The sequence below is a fragment of the Variovorax sp. J2L1-78 genome, assembly GCF_030317205.1.
GTDB lineage: Bacteria > Pseudomonadota > Gammaproteobacteria > Burkholderiales > Burkholderiaceae_C > Variovorax > Variovorax arabinosiphilus.
Window position 1 is genome coordinate 1711095 of the sequence record NZ_JASZYB010000001.1, and the last position, 15732, is coordinate 1726826.

Sequence of the window (15732 nt, forward strand, 5' to 3'; positions counted from 1 at the left end):
GCGATGAAGGACTGCGGCCACCTTAGCGGCGCGTCGGGGCGGCGGCCAATGCGGTTTGGGGGCGGGACTATAAGGGCGGCGAATAGGCCGCGGTGGGGTGGACGCTTGTGGGAGAGCGACGCTCAGCAGCAGCGGCCGAGCGGCTCAGCCCCCGTCCTCGGCCCCGGCCAACTGGCGAAGCGACTCGTAGATCAGGCGGATGGGCTCGATCTTCAGGCCCGAGGCGTCCCGGATCGCCTTCACGGCGCGCATCGCTAACAGGGAATGCCCACCCAGGTCGAAGAAGTTGTCGGCACAGTAGATCTCCTGCACGCCCAGCAGTTCCGACCAGATGCCGGCGATCATCCGCTCGTTGGGCGTCTCCGGCGCGATGTGGACTGCCGCCTTGCGGGCTTGGGGCTCCAGCACCGGCGCCGGTAGCGCCGAGCGGTCGATCTTGCCGTTGGGCAACCTTGGCATCGCCTCCAGCGCCACGAAATGCTGCGGGATCATGTGCAACGGCAGGCGTGCGCGCAAGTGATTTCGCAGCGTTTCCGCCGTTGGCACGGCACCCTCGTGGCCCACGAAATACATGACCAGGCGCACGTCTTCCTCGCTCAGCGCCCGCGTCAATGCCACGCAGTTGGAGACGCCCGGATGGTCGAGCAGAACCGATTCGATCTCGCCCAGCTCGATGCGGTGGCCGCGCAGTTTGACCTGGTGGTCGGCCCGGCCCAGATGCTCCAGCAGACCGTCATGGCGCCAGCGACCGAGGTCTCCGGTGCGATAGAGCAGGGACTCGGGCCCGCTGTTGAAAGGGTCTCGCGCGAAATGCTTCGCGGTCAGGTCGTCGCGGTGGTGGTAGCCCAGGCCAACGCCGGCGCCGCCGACGTAGAGTTCGCCAGGCACGCCGATCGGGCAGACGTGGCCGTGGCTATCCAGCACCCAGACGCTTGTGTTGGCGATCGGCCGGCCGATGGCGATTCCCTTGCGGGGGGACTCGACCTTCCAGGCCGTGGTCCAGACGGTCGTCTCGGTCGGGCCGTAGATGTTCCATAGCTCAAGCGTGCGCTCCAAGAGGCGTTCGGCCAGCACCGGCGGCAGCGGCTCGCCGCCGATCAGTGCCCGGAAGCCCGGTCCGCCCATCCAGCCGCTGTCGATGAGCGCGCGCCAGACCGACGGCGTCGCCTGCAGCAGACTGACCTGATGCTGCTCAAGCAGCGCGCGCACAGCCTGGGTATCGCGCACCTGTCGCGCCGAGGCGATGACCACTTTCGCACGCACCACCAGCGGCAGCATCAGGTCGAGCACCGAAGGGTCGAAGGAGGGGCTGGTGATGGCCAGCACGCAATCCTCCGCCGCCAATCCGGGCCTTGTGACCATGCCGGCGAGGAAATTGACCACGCCGCGATGCGCGATGCGCACCCCCTTGGGCCTGCCGGTCGAACCCGAGGTGTAGATCAGATAGGCCTCGTCGGCGGGTGTCGCATCCAGTTCGGGTTGGGCCGCCGGCGCATGGCTCGGGCTGTCGGCGAGCAGTTGCTCGTCGTCGAGCAGCAACGTCGGCAACGCAAGCCCTTCGAGAATGGGCACCGAGGCGGTTTGGGCCAGGACCATCGACAGGTCCGCATCGCTGGCCATGAAGCGCAGCCGGTCGACCGGGTAGTCCGGGTCCAGCGGCACGTAGGCCGCGCCGGCCTTCAGCACCGCCAGCTGGGCGATGAGCATCCAGGGACTACGCTCGATGCACAGGCCGACCCGACGACCGCGGCTGATCCCATGCCTTCTCAGCAGATGGGCCAGCTGGTTGGACAGGGCCTCGATGCGCCCGTAGCTCAGCGTCCGGCCCTCGGCATCGATGACCGCGACCCGTTCCGCGATCTCGGGCGCGCCCAGGTCCAGGTAGTCATGCACCCGCTGCAGCGCCGGCGGCGGCACCTGCTCGCCGTTCCACTGGTTGCGCAGCAGGTTCAGCTGGGTATCCGCCAGCAGCTCGAACCTCGACAGCGCTTGCTCGGGCCGGTCCATCAAGCGCTCGATCAGGACTAAATAGTTCTCGAGCATGCGCTCGGCGGTGGCGGCGGCGTAGAGCTCGGTGGCGTACTCCAAGTGAACGCGGTGGCCGAACTCGGTGTCGATGTGCAGCGACAGGTCGAACTGAGCCGCGCAGCGCTCGAAATCGAACTCCTCGATATCCAGGCCGAACAGCTCCACCGTGCCGATCGGCGCATTCAGCACATTGAACAGCACCCGCACCGGCCCCTGCGGATGCAGCGTCCGGTCGTGGCCGAGCGCCTCGATCAGTTCGTCGAAGGGCGCGTCCTGGTGCGCATAGGCCTCCTGCGCGTTCCGGCCCACCCGCTGTACGAGCTGCGTGAAGCTGGGATCTCCCGACAGGTCGGTACGCATCACCAGTGTGTTGACCAGCGTGCCGACCAAATGCTCAGCGGCCAGCCGGTGCCGATTCGCGATCGGTACGCCGACCGCCAAGTCCTCGCTGTTCGCCTGCCGCCCCAGCATCAGCGCGAAGGCCGACAGGTAGACCACGAACGGCGTGACCGCCCGGCTCTGGCTGAACTTCTGCATCGCCTCGCGCAGGCGGAACGGCAGTACGGCGGAAACCCGGGCACCCTTGTGACTGGCATGGGCGGGGCGGGGAAAGTCAGCGGGAAGATCGAGCTCCGGAAGGCCCCTCAGCCGCTCGACCCAATACACCAGGTGCACCTTGCGGGCCTCGAAAGAATCGGGCCGGCGCTGCCAGGCGGCATAGTCGGCGTAGCCGATGGCCGGCGGCGTCGCCACCACCGCGCGGCCGTTGGCCAGCGCCCCGTAAGCCGACAAGGCCTCGCGCATCAGCAACGCCGCGCCCCAGTTGTCGATGATGGCATGATGCAGCACCCATAGCAGCACATGCTCGCGCTCGCCCAGGCGCAGCAAGGTCAGCCTGTGAAGCGGCGCACGCTCCAGGTCGAAAGGCTGCGCGAGGCGTTCCAGCAGCAGCGTGCGCGCGGCTGCGCTGCGCTGCGCAGCCGGCAACTCGCGCAGGTCGATGAACTCGAGGGGCACCGACAGCTGCGGCACGATCGACTGCATCGGCTCGTCCACGCCCATCACGAAGCGGGTGCGCAATCCCTCATGGCGCTGCACCATCAGGTCGAGTGCCTGCTGGCATAGCCCCTGCTCGAACACCCCGTGCAGGCGCAGCGCAATCGGCACGTTGTAGGCCGTCGAAGCCGGATCGAAGTGCTGGATCAGCCACATCCGGCGTTGCGACAGTGAGGTGGGCAGCGGCCGGTCGCGCGCCACGGGCTCGATGCCGGCAACCGGGCGCGGCGAGGCTTCATTCGGCCGCGAGGCCAGCCAGGAAGCCATCCGGGCGACGCTGGCGTGCTCGAACAACTCGGCCAGGGGCGGCATCATCCCGAAGCGGGCCTCGATGCGCGATAGCACCTGCGTCAGTCGCAGCGAATTGCCGCCGAGCTCGAAGAAGCTCTGGTGGATGCCGAAGGCCCGGGTGTCGAGCACCTCGCTCCAGATGTCCCAGACCGTCTGCTCAATCGGATCGCGCGGCATTGGCGAGTCGCTCCGCCCGGCGCCGCTCGGCGCAGGCACCGCGTCGTCGACATTGTGGGCGAGCTCGGCAGGCGGCTTCAGCGCCGGCAGCTCGCCGGAGAGGAACAGGTCGCGGGCGCGCTGCCGCTGCACTTTGCCGCTTGAGGTCCGCGGCAGCTTGCCCGCACGTACCAGCGCGAGCGCATGCAACGGCAGGCCCTGTTCCTGCGCAATGGCGCGGCGTACCGCTGCATGGATGGTCTCGGCCTCGGCGGCATCGACGCGCCGGTCGCATTCCAGCGCCAGAACCAGCGCCTCCCCGCTCGGCGTCTGAACCGAGAAGGCCGCGCCGTGACCGCGTCGCAGTCCGGGATGCGCCTGCTCGGCGGTCCATTCCAGATCCTGCGGATAGTGGTTCTCGCCGTGGATGATGACCAGGTCTTTTGAACGTCCAGTGACGAAAAGCTCCCCATCGTCCAGGAAACCCAGGTCCCCGGTTCGCAAAAACGGTCCGCGGCCATCAGCAAGATAGCCTTCAAACACCGCTGCGCTGGCCTCGGGCTGCATCCAGTAGCCCTGGCCCACGCTCGGCGAACGCACCCAGATTTCGCCGATCCCGCCTTCGGGCGAGGCCTGCCCATCGGCGACGATCAGGATCTCGGTCTGCGCCAGCGCGCGGCCGCAACCGACCAGACGGGCCGCCCCCGGGCCGGTGTCAGGCACGAAGCGATCGGCACGCAGGGCGGCCGGGTCAGCCGCCAGGACGCGCAACGGCGCGTCCGCGGCGCGCGAGCTCACGCCCAGCACCGCCTCGGCCAGTCCGTAGGCGGGCGCCAAAGCGCGCGCGTCCATCCCGGCTGTACAGAACACAGTCAGGACGCGCTCCACGGTCTCGGCCCGGATCGGCTCGCCGCCACAGGTCAGCGAAATCAGGCTGTCGAGCCGAAAGGCCTGGGGCTTGCCCGCCATCGCCTGCAGGCAGGTGGCATAGGCCGAATCGGGGCCGCCGGTATGGGTGATGCGATACGTCTCGACGGCCTCCAGCCATCCCAGCGGTCGACGCAGAAAGCTCAACGGCGACATCAGGTAGCTAGAAGCGCCCGCGAGCAACGGCGACAACACGCCGAGTACCAGGCCGTAGTCATGGAAATGGGGCAGCCAACAGAGGATCCTGCTGCCCGGGCCGGCGGTGCTGACGTCAATCCAGGCCCGTGCGTTGGCGATCACGTTGGCGTGGCTCAGCTTCACGCCTCGGGGCGAGGAGGTCGAGCCCGAGGTGTATTGAAGATAAGCCACCGATCCTGCATCGATGGCCGGCGGCACGAAGCCGGTTGCCGAAACGGCCGGCGCCGCTGGTTCGGGCAGCGCCGTCCAGCGGGTCATCGCGAACAGCTCCGGATCCAGCACGGCGGCCGCGCCGTCGAGCATCGTGGCGCTGGTCAAGACCAGCGTCGCCCGGGAGTCGGCAATCAGGCTGCGCAGCCGCGGACCTGAACGATGAAGCCGCATACGGTCCGGCGCGGGCACAGGCACCGCCACCCGGCCGGCCAGCAGGCACGCCCAGAAGGCGCAGGCGAAGTCCAGACCTGGTGCGAAAGCCAGCAACACCCGGTCTCCGACTTGGGTCTGATCCGCGAGCCACGCCGCGATTCGCCATGCCTCCTGGCGGAGCTGGCCGTAGCTGAGTGTCTTCGAGGGCTGGGACGAGTCGGCGAGAAAACAATAGGCCAGCGCTTCAGCATGCGCCTCGCACTGGCGCTCGAACAGCATCGCCAGATTTTCGGGGCCACGCACGGGCGCTGTCGAAGCCCTGGAAAATTGAGAGTCGGGCTGAGGTTTGAGGAACATCGCTCTTGCAGGAAAGGGCGTCTCGCGCCGTGCCAAACATCCAAGTATCGCCGCCAGAGGGCAGCATCGGCCAACGTGATGGTCAGTTCGGGCTCGACCAAGCTTTGTGGCTTGAGATGACGAATATGCATATGCGACATCTTGGCCTTGCGCACAGCATCGCCGCCAACCTCACCAACGGCGCGTAGGACAAAGCCACCGGCCATTGCGAAGCAGTGTCGCTTCGAAAGCTATCCAGCACGCTGATAGTCCCGCGCAGATATTGAATAGGTCGCGACGCCCTCCGCGCGGCGCCCCGCGAATATCCTGAAACGCTCACGTTTTTCAGGAACCCCCATGCTCTCCGGCTTCAAGGTCATCAGCTTCAACCACTTCCACGCCGGGCCGATGGCCGCGCAGCTACTGGCCGACATGGGGGCCGACGTGATCGCGGTGGAGCCGCTCGACGGCGCCTTCCACCGCAACTGGGCGGTGGCCAACCACTTCGTCGCGGGGCAGAGCGTGAACCTGCTGACCACCGGGCGCAACAAGCGCAGCCTAGCGCTGGACATGAAGTCCGAGGCCGGCAAGGCGGTCGCCCGCAAGCTGGTCGAGGGGGCCGACGTGGTGATGGAGAACTTCCGCCCCGGCGCCATGGCGCGGCTCGGCCTGGGCTACGAGCAGGTGAAGGCCTTCAACCCGCGCATCGTCTACGCATCGGTCAGCGGCTACGGCGCCAGCGGCCCTGACCGCGATCTGCCGGGGCAGGACTTGCTGCTGCAGGCGCGCTCCGGCTTTGCCGCGCGCACCGGCCGCGCCGACGGGCCGCCGACGCCGGCGGGCCCGGTCATCGTCGACCAGCATGCCGCGTCGCTGCTGGCGATGGGCATCCTCGCGGCGCTGCTGTCGCGCGAGCGCACCGGCCAGGGCCGCCTGGTCGAAGGCAGCCTGCTGCAGTCGGCTATCGACCTGCAGGCCGAATCGATGACGGCGTGGATGAACGGCGCGCGCTCGGCGACGTCGCGCGGCGCGCACGGCCTGGCGAGCTGGTGCGGCTCGGGGCCTTCGGGCATCCACGCGACGGCCGACGGCCATCTCGCCATCTCGATGGCGGCACCGGCCGACCTGGCGGTGGCGCTCGATCTGCCCGAGCTGGCCGGCTTCGACACCGCGGACAGCTTCTCGAACAGCGCGGAGATCACCCGCATCGTCGCGCAGCGCATGCCCGCGCGCACCACGGCCGAATGGCTGCCGCTGCTCGCGGCGCGCGGCATCTGGCACATGCCGGTGAAGGACTACGACGAGCTGCGCGACGACGCCCAGCTCGCGCACCTCGGCGTGTTCATCGATGCAGAGAGCGTCGAGGGCGCGCCGATCACGATGCTCAACCACCCGCTGCGCTACGACGGCGCGGCGCCGCCCGTGCGCTTCGCGCCGCAGAAGCTCGGCATGCAGACGCGCGAGGTGCTCGGTGAACTCGGCTACGGCGCCGACGAGATCGATGCACTGCTCGCCGCCAAGGCCGTCGGCGCACCGCCGGCGCCCTCCTCCAACTGATCCCCATCGCTCACCCATGTTCGACTTCTCCGTCCCCTCCGACGCGCAACTGCTCGTCGACACCGTGCGCCGCTTCGTCACGCAGGAAGTGCAGCCGCTCGAAAACGAAACCGAAGCGCTCGGCCACGTGCCGCCCGAGGCCTTGAAGCGCGTGCGCGGCAAGGCGCAGGAGCTGGGTCTGTTCGCGATGAACATGCCCGAGGACTGCGGCGGCGGCGGGCTCGACAACGTGACCATGTGCCTGGTGGAGGAAGAGTTCGGCAAGACCTCCGACGCGCTGATCCGCCGCGTGTTCGGCCAGGTCTACCCGATGCTGCTGCCCTGCAATGCGGCGCAGCGCGAGAAGTACCTGCTGCCCACGGTGAAGGGCGACAAGATCTGCGCCATGGCCATCACCGAGCCCGGTGCGGGCTCCGACGCGGCATCGATCTCGACCACGGCGCGGCTCGAAGGCGACCGCTGGGTGCTCAACGGCGGCAAGCACTTCATCAGCGACGGCGACATCGCCGACTACGTGATCGTGATGGCGCTCACCGACAAGGAGAAGCGCGCGCGTGGCGGCATCACCCTCTTCCTGGTCGACAAGGGCACGCCGGGCTTCACGGTGAACCGCGTGCAGCCCATGATGGGCCACCGCGGCTACGGCCATGCCGAACTGTCCTTCGACGAATGCAGCATCCCGGCCGACTCGGTACTTGGCGAGGTCGGCGGCGGCTTCAAGCTGATCATGAACAGCGTGGCCGGCATCCGGCTGGCGCACATCGGCGCACGCGCCGTGGGCATGGCGTCGCGCGTGCTCGAGATGATGCGCACCTACGCATCGGAGCGGAAGCAGTTCGGCCAGCCGATCGGCGACTTCCAGATGGTGCAGCAGATGATCGCGGACTCGGCCACCGAGATCTTCGCGACGCGGATGATGGTGCTCAACACCGCCTGGGAACTCGACCAGGGCCGCGAGCCGCGCGACAAGGTGTCGATGGTCAAGCTGTACGCCTCCGAGATGATCGGCCGCGTGGCCGACCGCGGCATCCAGGTCTTCGGCGGCATGGGCTTCTGCAAGGACCTGCCGCTGGAACGCATCTACCGCGACAGCCGCGTGACGCGCCTGTACGACGGCACCTCCGAAATCCACCGCATGCTGATCGCCAAGGCCGTGATCAAGAACGGCCTCGTGCTGTGAGCCACGGCGTCCCCATCTTCCCTGGAGTTTCTCGATGACCGCTCTCAACGTCGGCGACGCCATGTCGTTCCGCAAGACCCTCACCGTCGCCGAACAGGCGATGTTCACCGGCATCAGCGGCAACATGGCGCCGCTCTATGTCGACAAGCGTGCCGCCGAGGCGGCCGGCTTCGACCACATGCTGGCCTTCGAGCTCAACGCGGTGGCGCTGGCAACGACGGCGCTCAACCGCGTCGCCGGCACGGCCTGGCGGCTGGGCGGGCTGCAGATCGACTTCGCGCTGCCGGTGCTGGTGGGCGAGACGGTGGAATCGCGCATCGAGGTGCTCGACGTGGCGGACGGCGCGGTGTCGTGCAGCGTGCGCTGCACCAAGGCCACCGGCGAGGTGATGGCGCAGGGCACGGCCAAGCTGGTGCCCGTGCATCCGCGCGGCTGACGCGACGAGGCAGCCCGCCATGTACGAACTCAAGCCCTTCGACAGCCTGCACCTCGGCCAGACGGTGTCGGTGCGCAAGACCATCACCGAGGCCGACGGCGCGCTCTACATCGCGGCCACCGGCGACTTCGGCCCGGTACACGTGGACGACAGCTACGCGCAGACCACGCGCTTCGGCCAGCGCCTCGCGCCCGGCATCCTGGTCGCGGGCATCTGCACCAGCGTGCTGACCGCCGAACTCGCGGGCACGCTGGGCATCTCGATCGAAGACCGCTTCTGGTTCACCGGCCCGGTGTTCTACGGCGACACGATCGAATTCAAGGTGTGGATCGCGCAGATGAATGCCGAGACGCGCAGCGTGATCTGGCAGGCCAGCGCCACCAACGCGGACGGCAAGGAAGTGCTCAAGGCCGAAGCCACGCTCAAGTTCCCGCGGGTCAAGCCGAAAGTGGCCGCATGAGCGCCGCGCCGCAGCTGCACATGGTGCGCGTCGACATCGACCCCGCGCACGAGGATGCCTTCAACGCCTGGTACGACGCCGTGCACGTGCCCGCCCTGCTCGCCTGCCCCGGCTGGCTGTCGGCCAAGCGCTTCGTCTCGCTCGAAGGCGGGCCGAAGTACGCCGCCATCTACGAGGTGGCGGGCGACTGGGTGTACGACACGCCGGAATTCCACGCGGTGAAGGGCTTCATGGAGTTCACGCCGCACGTGAGCCACTTCATGCGCCAGCGCTTCGCGCCTTTCGATCACCCCGAGACGGCCGAAAAGTCCGAGACGTCCGAGAATTGAGGGCATGCGAACCCTCCACCCCGAGCCCCTGACCGCCGCGGCCTTCGCGCCCTTCGGCGATGTCATCGAACTGGCCGGCGCGCGGCAGATGCCGATCAACGCCGGCACGACCATCCGCTTTCACGACCTGGCGCAGGTCGACGTGCTGGCCGAAGGCGGCCGCACGCTGATCAACCTGTTCCGCGCGCAGCCGCGCGACGTGCCGGTGCGCCTGAGCCTGATGGAACGGCACCCGCTGGGTTCGCAGGCCTTTTTGCCGTTGGTCGACGCGCCCTACTACGTCGTCGTCGCCGAAGACGACCATGGCCGGCCCGGCGCGCTGCGCGCTTTCGTCACCAACGGCTGGCAGGGCGTGAACTACGCCAAGAACGTGTGGCACCACCCGCTGCTCGCGCTCGGGGCGGTGCGCGACTTCATCGTGGTCGACCGCGGCGGCGCGGGCGTGAACCTCGAAGAGCATCTGCTGGACGAGGCGGTGTGCATCGCCACCTAGCAGCCGCGCGCATCCCGCTCAGCGGCGGGCGCTGGAACGCTCGGCCTTGCCTATCGCAGGCCCCGCAGGCCCGTCCACGCGATTGCCCCAGGTGCCGACGTTTGCCGACTTGAGCAACGGCGATGCACTGCCCGTCAGTGCCAGTTCTTCGGCCGCTGCCAGCAGCGCCGGGCCGAACTGAAGCATCCGTTTCTGCGTGAGCCGTGCCGACGGCCCCGCCACGACGAGCACGCCCGTTGCAGGCTCGTCACCGCGCTGGATCGGTGCAGCCATCGAACTCATGCCCGGCGCATAGGCCTCCTGGATCAGGCTGAAGCGGCGCTTGCGATGCTCGTCGAGCACCTTGAGCAGGCCCTTGATGCCGGTCGGCGCGTTGGGGCCGAAATGCGTTCGGTCGCCGATGCCCTGGCGCGCGACATGCGCGATCGCCACGTCTTCGGGCAAGGTCATGAGCCAGGCTTGGCCGGCCGCGCTGCACGACAGTTGCAGGTCGATGCCCATGTCGGGGTCGTAGAGCAGACCCGACTTCGCACCCTGCGCCTTGGCCACCAGCGTGAGGCGCTCGCCGTCGACGATGGCCAGCCGCACCAGTTCCTCGGTGGCCTGCGCGAGGCGGTTGATGACCGGCTGCGCGATGTCGACCACGCCGGACTTGCTCAGGAAGCTCAACCCCATCGACGCGAGCTTGGTGGTGAGCGCGTAATCGGCGCGCTGCGGCATCTGACGCACGTAGCCGTGGCGCATCAGCTCCTGCAGCGTGCGGTGGCAGCCGCTGCGCAATTGCCCGAGGTCGGTCGACAACTGCGCGAGCCCGACGCCGTCCGGATAGGCCGCGAGGTATTCGAGGATGGCCAGGGACTTTTCCAATGCGCCACTCATGGTCTGCCTCCGTCTCGATCGTTCATTTTTTGAACGATATCAGAAAGTTGAACGGCATTCACATTTCTGTCACCATGCGGCCGCTGACGCTCCCGATTGAGCCGGAGACGCAGCATCGATGGAGACAAAAGACATGGCAACGGCACTTCACACCACAGGGCGACGCACGTTGCTCGCGGCACTCACCGGCATCGCGCTGCTCGGCGGCGCATGGCAGGCACACGCACAGGCGCAAGACATCAAGGAGCGGACGCTCCGCTTCGCTTTCAGCCTGGCGAAGGACCACCCGCTCGGCACCGGCGCGCAGACATTCGCCGATGCGGTCGCGCAGAAGAGCGGCGGCAGGATGAAGGTCACGCTGTTCCCGAACGCCGTGCTCGGCAGCGACCCCCAGAACCTGTCGGCCATCCGCGGCGGCACGCTTGACTTCACGTCGATGGCGACCGGCCTGGTGGCTTCCATCGACAAGCAGTTCGGGGTGTTCGACCTGCCCTTCCTGTTCAACAGCGCGCAGGAAGCCTTCGCCATCGTCGACGGGCCGGTCGGCACGCGCATGCTCGACGACCTGTCGAAGCACGGCGTGATCGGCCTGGGCATCTGGGACCTCGGCTTTCGCAACATGACCAACAGCAAGCGGCCCATTGCCAAGGCCGAGGATGTGGCGGGCCTGAAGATCCGCGTGATCGCCTCGCCGGTCTACATCGACCTGTTCAGCACACTCGGCGCCAACCCGGTGCCGATGACCTTCGGCGAGGTGTACGGCGCGCTCGAATCCCGCGCCATTGACGGGCAGGACAACCCCGTGGGCGTCATCGAGTCGGCCAAGTTCGCCGAGGTGCAAAAGTACCTCTCGCTCACCCGGCACGTCTACACCGGCATGCCTTTCATGATGAGCAAGAAGACGTGGGACGGCATGTCGGAGGCCGAGCGCAAGATCATCCGCGAGGCGGCGGACGAAGCCAAGCAGGAAGAGCGCAAGGTCAGTCTCGCCAAGGAGGGCCAGGCCATCGACGGCCTGCGCAAGACGATGCAGGTCAACGACGTGAGCCCGGCCGAACTCGCCCGCCTGCGGCAGAAGGTGCAGCCGGTGGTCGACAAGTTCGCGCGCGAAGCCGGCGAAGCGGTGTCGAAGCAGGTCGCCGACGAACTCGCGCGCCTGCGCGCTGCCAAGTAGGTATCGCATGGCTCTGATGGGACAGGCCGCGTTGGCGATGTGGTGGAACATGGCGCCCGAGGTGCGGGCCGATTTCGAGGACTGGCATGCGCACGAGCACTTCCCCGAACGGCTGGGCATCCCGGGCTTCCACCGCGGCACGCGCTGGAGTGCCGTCGAGGGTGAAGGCATGTTCGTGATGTACGAGATGCGCGCGTTCGACGTTCTCTCGTCACCCGCCTATGTCGCACGGCTGAACGCACCGACACCGTGGTCGACGCGGCTGATGCCGCACCATCGCGACATGGTCCGCAGCCAATGCCGCGTCCTCGCCTCGTGCGGTGGCGGCGTGGCGCGGCATGCGCTCACCGTGCGGCTGTCGCCGGCACCGGATGGCGACGAGGCCTTGCGCGCCTTCTGCCGGACGACGATCGACACGCTGGCGATGCGCCCCGGCCTCACGGGCGCGCACCTGCTCCAGCACGAGACTCCCGCGATGCAGGCGACGACGGAGCAGAAGATCCGCGGCAACGCCGACCGGTGGGCCGACTGGGTGCTGGTCGTCTGTGGCTACGACCGCAGCGCGCTGGAAGCCGCGAGCGACACCGACCTGGCCGACGCTGCCCTCCTGCGACACGGCGCGGCAGCGGGCCCGGTGCGCGGACTCTACGCACTGGCCTGCACGGCCACGCCGGCCGACGTGACCTAGGGACTGCCGTGCGTGGCGCGTATGGCACGATCGGCGCATGCATGAGCCGTCACGCCGCATACCGTACCGCACCTGGCCTGGCGCACTCGCGGTGGTCCTGGCCATCGGCGGCTATGTCGGCGGCCTCGTCCTGTGGGATCGCCACACGCCCGGCGGACGGCCGCTGGCGCCGGGCGAGACCCTGACGGTCGGGCCGGCGCGCTTCGTTCCCGAGTCCGGGTGGCAGATGGACCTGGCCCGGTCGAAGTCGGGCAACATGCTGACCCTCTTCAAGGGCAGCCAGAGATTCCAGGTGACCACGGCGTCGTGGGAAGGCGGGCCGAACGGGCCGATGGCGCGGCAGCTGCGGCTGATGGAGCGCGGCCAGGGTCTTCGCATCGAAGGCGACGTGTCCGACTTCATCAATGGCTGGGGCATGCAGGGCGTGACCTTCGCCTATTACGGGCCGAAGCTGGCGGGCCGGCTGTGGCAGGTGGTCGACCTGCGGCGCAAGTCGGTCGTGCGGATCGACTTCTACGGCGCCAACGATGGCCTGAGCGATTCGATGGACGACGCGCGCCGCATGCTCGACTCGATGGACCTGGGAGCGCCGCCATGACCCCGCTTGCCTTCGACCCCGCACAGGCCGCGTGGCCCGTCGGCACCGACTCGTTCTTCCAGCCGCGGCGCGCCGCCTTCTGGCTGCTCGCGGTGCTGATCGTCAACGGCCTCTTCTACACGGTCCAGGTGTTCTCCACGGGCTTTCGCGTCGTGCCCGTCACCGCCTTCCTCGGGCTGGCTGTGTGGGGGCTGTACGCGCTCGCCTTCATCCTGGCCTTCCGCGCGCTCGACCTGCTCGAGCAGCATTCGCCGGAAGCCTTTCTTCTGGCCTTCGCCTGGGGCGGCTTCGGCGCGGTGTACTTCGCGGCACCGGCCAACGTCGCCATCCAGAACCTGTGCGCCAAGCTGGTGTCGCCTGAATTCGCGGCGGTCTGGGGGCCGGCCATCGCGGGGCCGATCACGGAGGAGTTTCTCAAGCTCGCGGGCGTGGTGCTGCTGGTGCTGGTGGCGCGCACCCAGTTCCAGACCACGCTGTCGGTGCTGATCGTCGGCGCCATGACCGGCCTGGGCTTCCAGGTGGTCGAGAACCTCAGTGACACCGTCAGCACCTCGCTGAACTTTCCGCGCGAGAGCCAGGTCGCGCCGGTGCTGCTGAACCTGCTGACGCGCGGCATCCTCAGCGGGCTGTGGACGCATGCGGCCTACACGACCATCGCGTCCTTCGGCGTCGCGTGGTTCCTGCTGCATCCGCAGCGGCCGATGGCGGTGCGGCTCGCGGCCGTCGTCGGCTGCTTCGCGCTGGCGTGGGCCATGCATTTCGTGTGGAACTCGCCGCTGCTGGAAGACCGCTTCGGCAACGGCTATGGTGACCTGGCGGCGCTGCTGGTCGTCAAGGGCATCCCGGCGATGGCGGCGGCCTGGCTCCTGTGGCGCGTGGCCGCGCGCGAGAACGGCGCCTACCTCCATGAGCTCGCGGCCTACTTCTTTCCCGAGCGCGACCTGATCGCCGATGACGAGTGGCTGCGCCTGGGCGCGCCGGTGCTGCGCTACCAGGTCCGCCGGGCCATGGGCCAGGCCTTCGGCCGGCGCGCGCGCCGCCTGAAGACGCAATTGCAGCGCGAGCAGCTGCGCCTGATCCGCAAGGCCGCGACCTATGGCCGCGGGCCGCAGACGGTGGGCCATGAGCAGGCCGTGCGGCGGCTTCGCGCGGCGCTGGATGCGCTGGTCGCCAGGCCGCCGATGCCGGACGCAGGGGCGACAGGTAAGGCCGCTATCCCGCCGGTTGCCACCCACCGCCCAGCGCCTTGAACAGCGCGACGCGGGCCCGCAACCGGGCCAGCTGCGCCTGCACCGCCGCGTCCTGCGCGGCATAGAGCGTGCGCTGCGCGTCGAGCAGCGTGAGCAGCGTGTCGGCACCGGCCCGGTAGCGCGACTCTGCCAGCCGCGCCGCGCTGCGGGCCTGGCGCAGTTCCTCTGCCTGCGCCGCGGCTTGCGCGTCGGTGCCGAGCTGTGCGTTGAGCGCGATCTCCACATCGCCGAAGGCGGTGACGATCGCCTTGCGGTAGTCGCTCAGCAGTTCGCGGCGCCGCGCGCTGGCCTGGTCCGCCTCGGCGGCGAGCCGGCTGGCGTCGAAGATCGGTGCGGCCAGGCCGGCCGTCAGGGTGTACAGCGGGTTGTCGAACAGCGTCCGGAGCCGGTCGCTCGCAAGGCCGATGCCGCCGCCGAGCGTGATGGCGGGCAGCATCGCGGCGCGCGCGGCGGCCACGTCGGCATCGGCCGCGGCGAGCCGCGCCTCCGCGGCGGCGATGTCGGGGCGGCGCGCAAGCAGGACCGCGGGCAGGCCCGACCCGACCCTCGGCACCGACATCCCGTCGAGCGACGCGGTGCGGATGTCGACACCCGCCGCTTCGCCCAGCAGCAGGCTCAACGCGGTGCGCGCGTCGCCGGCCTGCTGCTGCAAGGTCGCCAGGCTGCGGCGCTGCGCCGCCGCCAGGCCGCGCTGCTGCGCCTGCTCGAGCGGCGTGGCGGCGCCCGCCCGTGCGCGCGCCTCGACCAGGGCCAGCAGGCGCTCCGCGTTCTGCAGGTTGAGCGCGGCGATGCCCACGCGTTCGGTCAGCGCCACGGCCTGCAGCCAGAGTTCCGCCGCGGCGGCGGTGACGCCGAGCTGCACCGCGTCGCGCTCGAAGGCGCTGGCCTGTGCAGTGCGCTGTGCGCCATCGCGCGTCGAACGCAGGCGGCCCCAGGCATCGACGTCGTAGCGCAGGCCGAACCCGGCCTCGACGCTGCGGGCTGCATCCGCCGCGCCGCCCAGCCGGCCCTCTCGCTGCGCGTCGACCCGGGCGTCGACACGCGGCCACAGCGCAGCGCCGGCAGCGGTTGCGGCCGCCTCGGCCCTGGCGACGCGCGCCACGGCGGCCTCGACGTCGAAGCTCTGCACGCGGGCCCGCGCCACCAGCACGTCGAGCTCGGGGCTGCCGAAGGCGCGCCACCAATCGGCCGAGATCGCATCGTCGAGCGCTGCCGGTTGGTCGCGCCAAGTCGCCGGCAGCACCGGGGCTGCACGCGCCGTGTCGGCACCGGGGGCCGCGCAGCCGGCGAGCAGCAGGCAGGCGGCCAAGGTAAGGATGTTCTTGCGCAT

The 15732-nt window shown here is 69.0% G+C and carries 13 protein-coding genes; 10 read left to right on the plus strand and 3 right to left on the minus strand.

All coding sequences use genetic code 11. The annotated features are described in order from the left end of the window. Nucleotides 1–144: 144 nt before the first annotated feature. Nucleotides 145–5379, minus strand: coding sequence for a non-ribosomal peptide synthetase (locus tag QTH86_RS08165; RefSeq protein WP_286645172.1), 5235 nt, complete (start codon nt 5377–5379; stop codon nt 145–147). A 336-nt stretch (nt 5380–5715) separates the two neighbouring features. Here QTH86_RS08165 and QTH86_RS08170 point away from each other — a divergent pair, with 336 nt between their 5' ends. From QTH86_RS08170 to QTH86_RS08195, 6 genes are read left to right on the plus strand one after another with little or no spacing between them, the layout of a single operon-like run. Further along, entirely contained in the window at nt 5716–6915 is a 1200-nt protein-coding gene (locus tag QTH86_RS08170; protein WP_286645171.1) for a CaiB/BaiF CoA transferase family protein, read from the plus strand. Nucleotides 6916–6931: 16 nt separating this feature from the next. Next, complete coding sequence (locus QTH86_RS08175) at nt 6932–8095, plus strand: acyl-CoA dehydrogenase family protein (RefSeq protein ID WP_286645170.1); 1164 nt, start codon at nt 6932–6934, stop codon at nt 8093–8095. Between the two features lie 34 nt (nt 8096–8129). Next, the gene (locus QTH86_RS08180) at nt 8130–8531 is read left to right on the plus strand and encodes a MaoC family dehydratase (protein ID WP_286645169.1); all 402 of its coding nucleotides are present in this window, start codon (nt 8130–8132) and stop codon (nt 8529–8531) included. 19 nt (nt 8532–8550) lie between these two features. Then, complete coding sequence (locus QTH86_RS08185; RefSeq protein WP_286645168.1) at nt 8551–8991, plus strand: MaoC family dehydratase; 441 nt, start codon at nt 8551–8553, stop codon at nt 8989–8991. Further along, nucleotides 8988–9320, plus strand: coding sequence for a DUF4286 family protein (locus QTH86_RS08190; protein ID WP_286645167.1), 333 nt, complete (start codon nt 8988–8990; stop codon nt 9318–9320). Before QTH86_RS08185 ends, QTH86_RS08190 begins: the two co-directional genes overlap by 4 nt. Nucleotides 9321–9324: 4 nt before the next feature. Next, nucleotides 9325–9813: an ureidoglycolate lyase gene (locus tag QTH86_RS08195; protein ID WP_286645166.1), complete on the plus strand. Its 489-nt coding sequence runs from the start codon at nt 9325–9327 to the stop codon at nt 9811–9813. An 18-nt stretch (nt 9814–9831) separates the two neighbouring features. On the opposite strand, the gene QTH86_RS08200 is transcribed toward QTH86_RS08195, so the two are convergent. Then, nucleotides 9832–10692, minus strand: a complete 861-nt coding sequence (locus QTH86_RS08200) for an IclR family transcriptional regulator (RefSeq protein WP_286645165.1) — start codon at nt 10690–10692, stop codon at nt 9832–9834. Nucleotides 10693–10825: 133 nt separating this feature from the next. Here QTH86_RS08200 and QTH86_RS08205 point away from each other — a divergent pair, with 133 nt between their 5' ends. The 4 genes from QTH86_RS08205 to QTH86_RS08220 are packed head-to-tail and all read left to right on the plus strand — an operon-like array spanning nt 10826 to nt 14402. Continuing rightward, on the plus strand, nt 10826–11866 hold the full coding sequence (locus QTH86_RS08205; RefSeq protein ID WP_286645164.1) for a TRAP transporter substrate-binding protein: 1041 nt from the start codon (nt 10826–10828) through the stop codon (nt 11864–11866). Nucleotides 11867–11873: 7 nt separating this feature from the next. Beyond that, nucleotides 11874–12554: a hypothetical protein gene (locus QTH86_RS08210; protein WP_286645163.1), complete on the plus strand. Its 681-nt coding sequence runs from the start codon at nt 11874–11876 to the stop codon at nt 12552–12554. A 37-nt stretch (nt 12555–12591) separates the two neighbouring features. Continuing rightward, a complete protein-coding gene (locus QTH86_RS08215; RefSeq protein ID WP_286645162.1) occupies nt 12592–13152 on the plus strand; it encodes a hypothetical protein in 561 nt (186 codons plus the stop codon). Then, the gene (locus QTH86_RS08220) at nt 13149–14402 is read left to right on the plus strand and encodes a PrsW family intramembrane metalloprotease (protein WP_286645161.1); all 1254 of its coding nucleotides are present in this window, start codon (nt 13149–13151) and stop codon (nt 14400–14402) included. The genes QTH86_RS08215 and QTH86_RS08220 overlap by 4 nt, the downstream gene beginning before the upstream one ends. Here the strand turns inward: QTH86_RS08220 and QTH86_RS08225 are convergent. Next, nucleotides 14365–15732 (minus strand): efflux transporter outer membrane subunit, encoded by a 1368-nt coding sequence (locus QTH86_RS08225; RefSeq protein ID WP_286645160.1) that lies wholly within the window; start codon nt 15730–15732, stop codon nt 14365–14367. The genes QTH86_RS08220 and QTH86_RS08225 overlap by 38 nt on opposite strands.

What these genes read in the sequence shown, in the direction of transcription:
- QTH86_RS08170 (WP_286645171.1), top strand. Translation starts at nt 5,716, where the DNA reads ATGCTCTCCGGCTTCAAGGTCATCAGCTTCAACCACTTCCACGCCGGG.
- QTH86_RS08210 (WP_286645163.1), top strand. Translation starts at nt 11,874, where the DNA reads ATGGCTCTGATGGGACAGGCCGCGTTGGCGATGTGGTGGAACATGGCG.
- QTH86_RS08200 (WP_286645165.1), bottom strand. Translation starts at nt 10,692, where the DNA reads ATGAGTGGCGCATTGGAAAAGTCCCTGGCCATCCTCGAATACCTCGCG.
- QTH86_RS08215 (WP_286645162.1), top strand. Translation starts at nt 12,592, where the DNA reads ATGCATGAGCCGTCACGCCGCATACCGTACCGCACCTGGCCTGGCGCA.
- QTH86_RS08190 (WP_286645167.1), top strand. Translation starts at nt 8,988, where the DNA reads ATGAGCGCCGCGCCGCAGCTGCACATGGTGCGCGTCGACATCGACCCC.
- QTH86_RS08185 (WP_286645168.1), top strand. Translation starts at nt 8,551, where the DNA reads ATGTACGAACTCAAGCCCTTCGACAGCCTGCACCTCGGCCAGACGGTG.
- QTH86_RS08180 (WP_286645169.1), top strand. Translation starts at nt 8,130, where the DNA reads ATGACCGCTCTCAACGTCGGCGACGCCATGTCGTTCCGCAAGACCCTC.
- QTH86_RS08220 (WP_286645161.1), top strand. Translation starts at nt 13,149, where the DNA reads ATGACCCCGCTTGCCTTCGACCCCGCACAGGCCGCGTGGCCCGTCGGC.
- QTH86_RS08225 (WP_286645160.1), bottom strand. Translation starts at nt 15,732, where the DNA reads ATGCGCAAGAACATCCTTACCTTGGCCGCCTGCCTGCTGCTCGCCGGC.
- QTH86_RS08195 (WP_286645166.1), top strand. Translation starts at nt 9,325, where the DNA reads ATGCGAACCCTCCACCCCGAGCCCCTGACCGCCGCGGCCTTCGCGCCC.
- QTH86_RS08165 (WP_286645172.1), bottom strand. Translation starts at nt 5,379, where the DNA reads ATGTTCCTCAAACCTCAGCCCGACTCTCAATTTTCCAGGGCTTCGACA.
- QTH86_RS08205 (WP_286645164.1), top strand. Translation starts at nt 10,826, where the DNA reads ATGGCAACGGCACTTCACACCACAGGGCGACGCACGTTGCTCGCGGCA.
- QTH86_RS08175 (WP_286645170.1), top strand. Translation starts at nt 6,932, where the DNA reads ATGTTCGACTTCTCCGTCCCCTCCGACGCGCAACTGCTCGTCGACACC.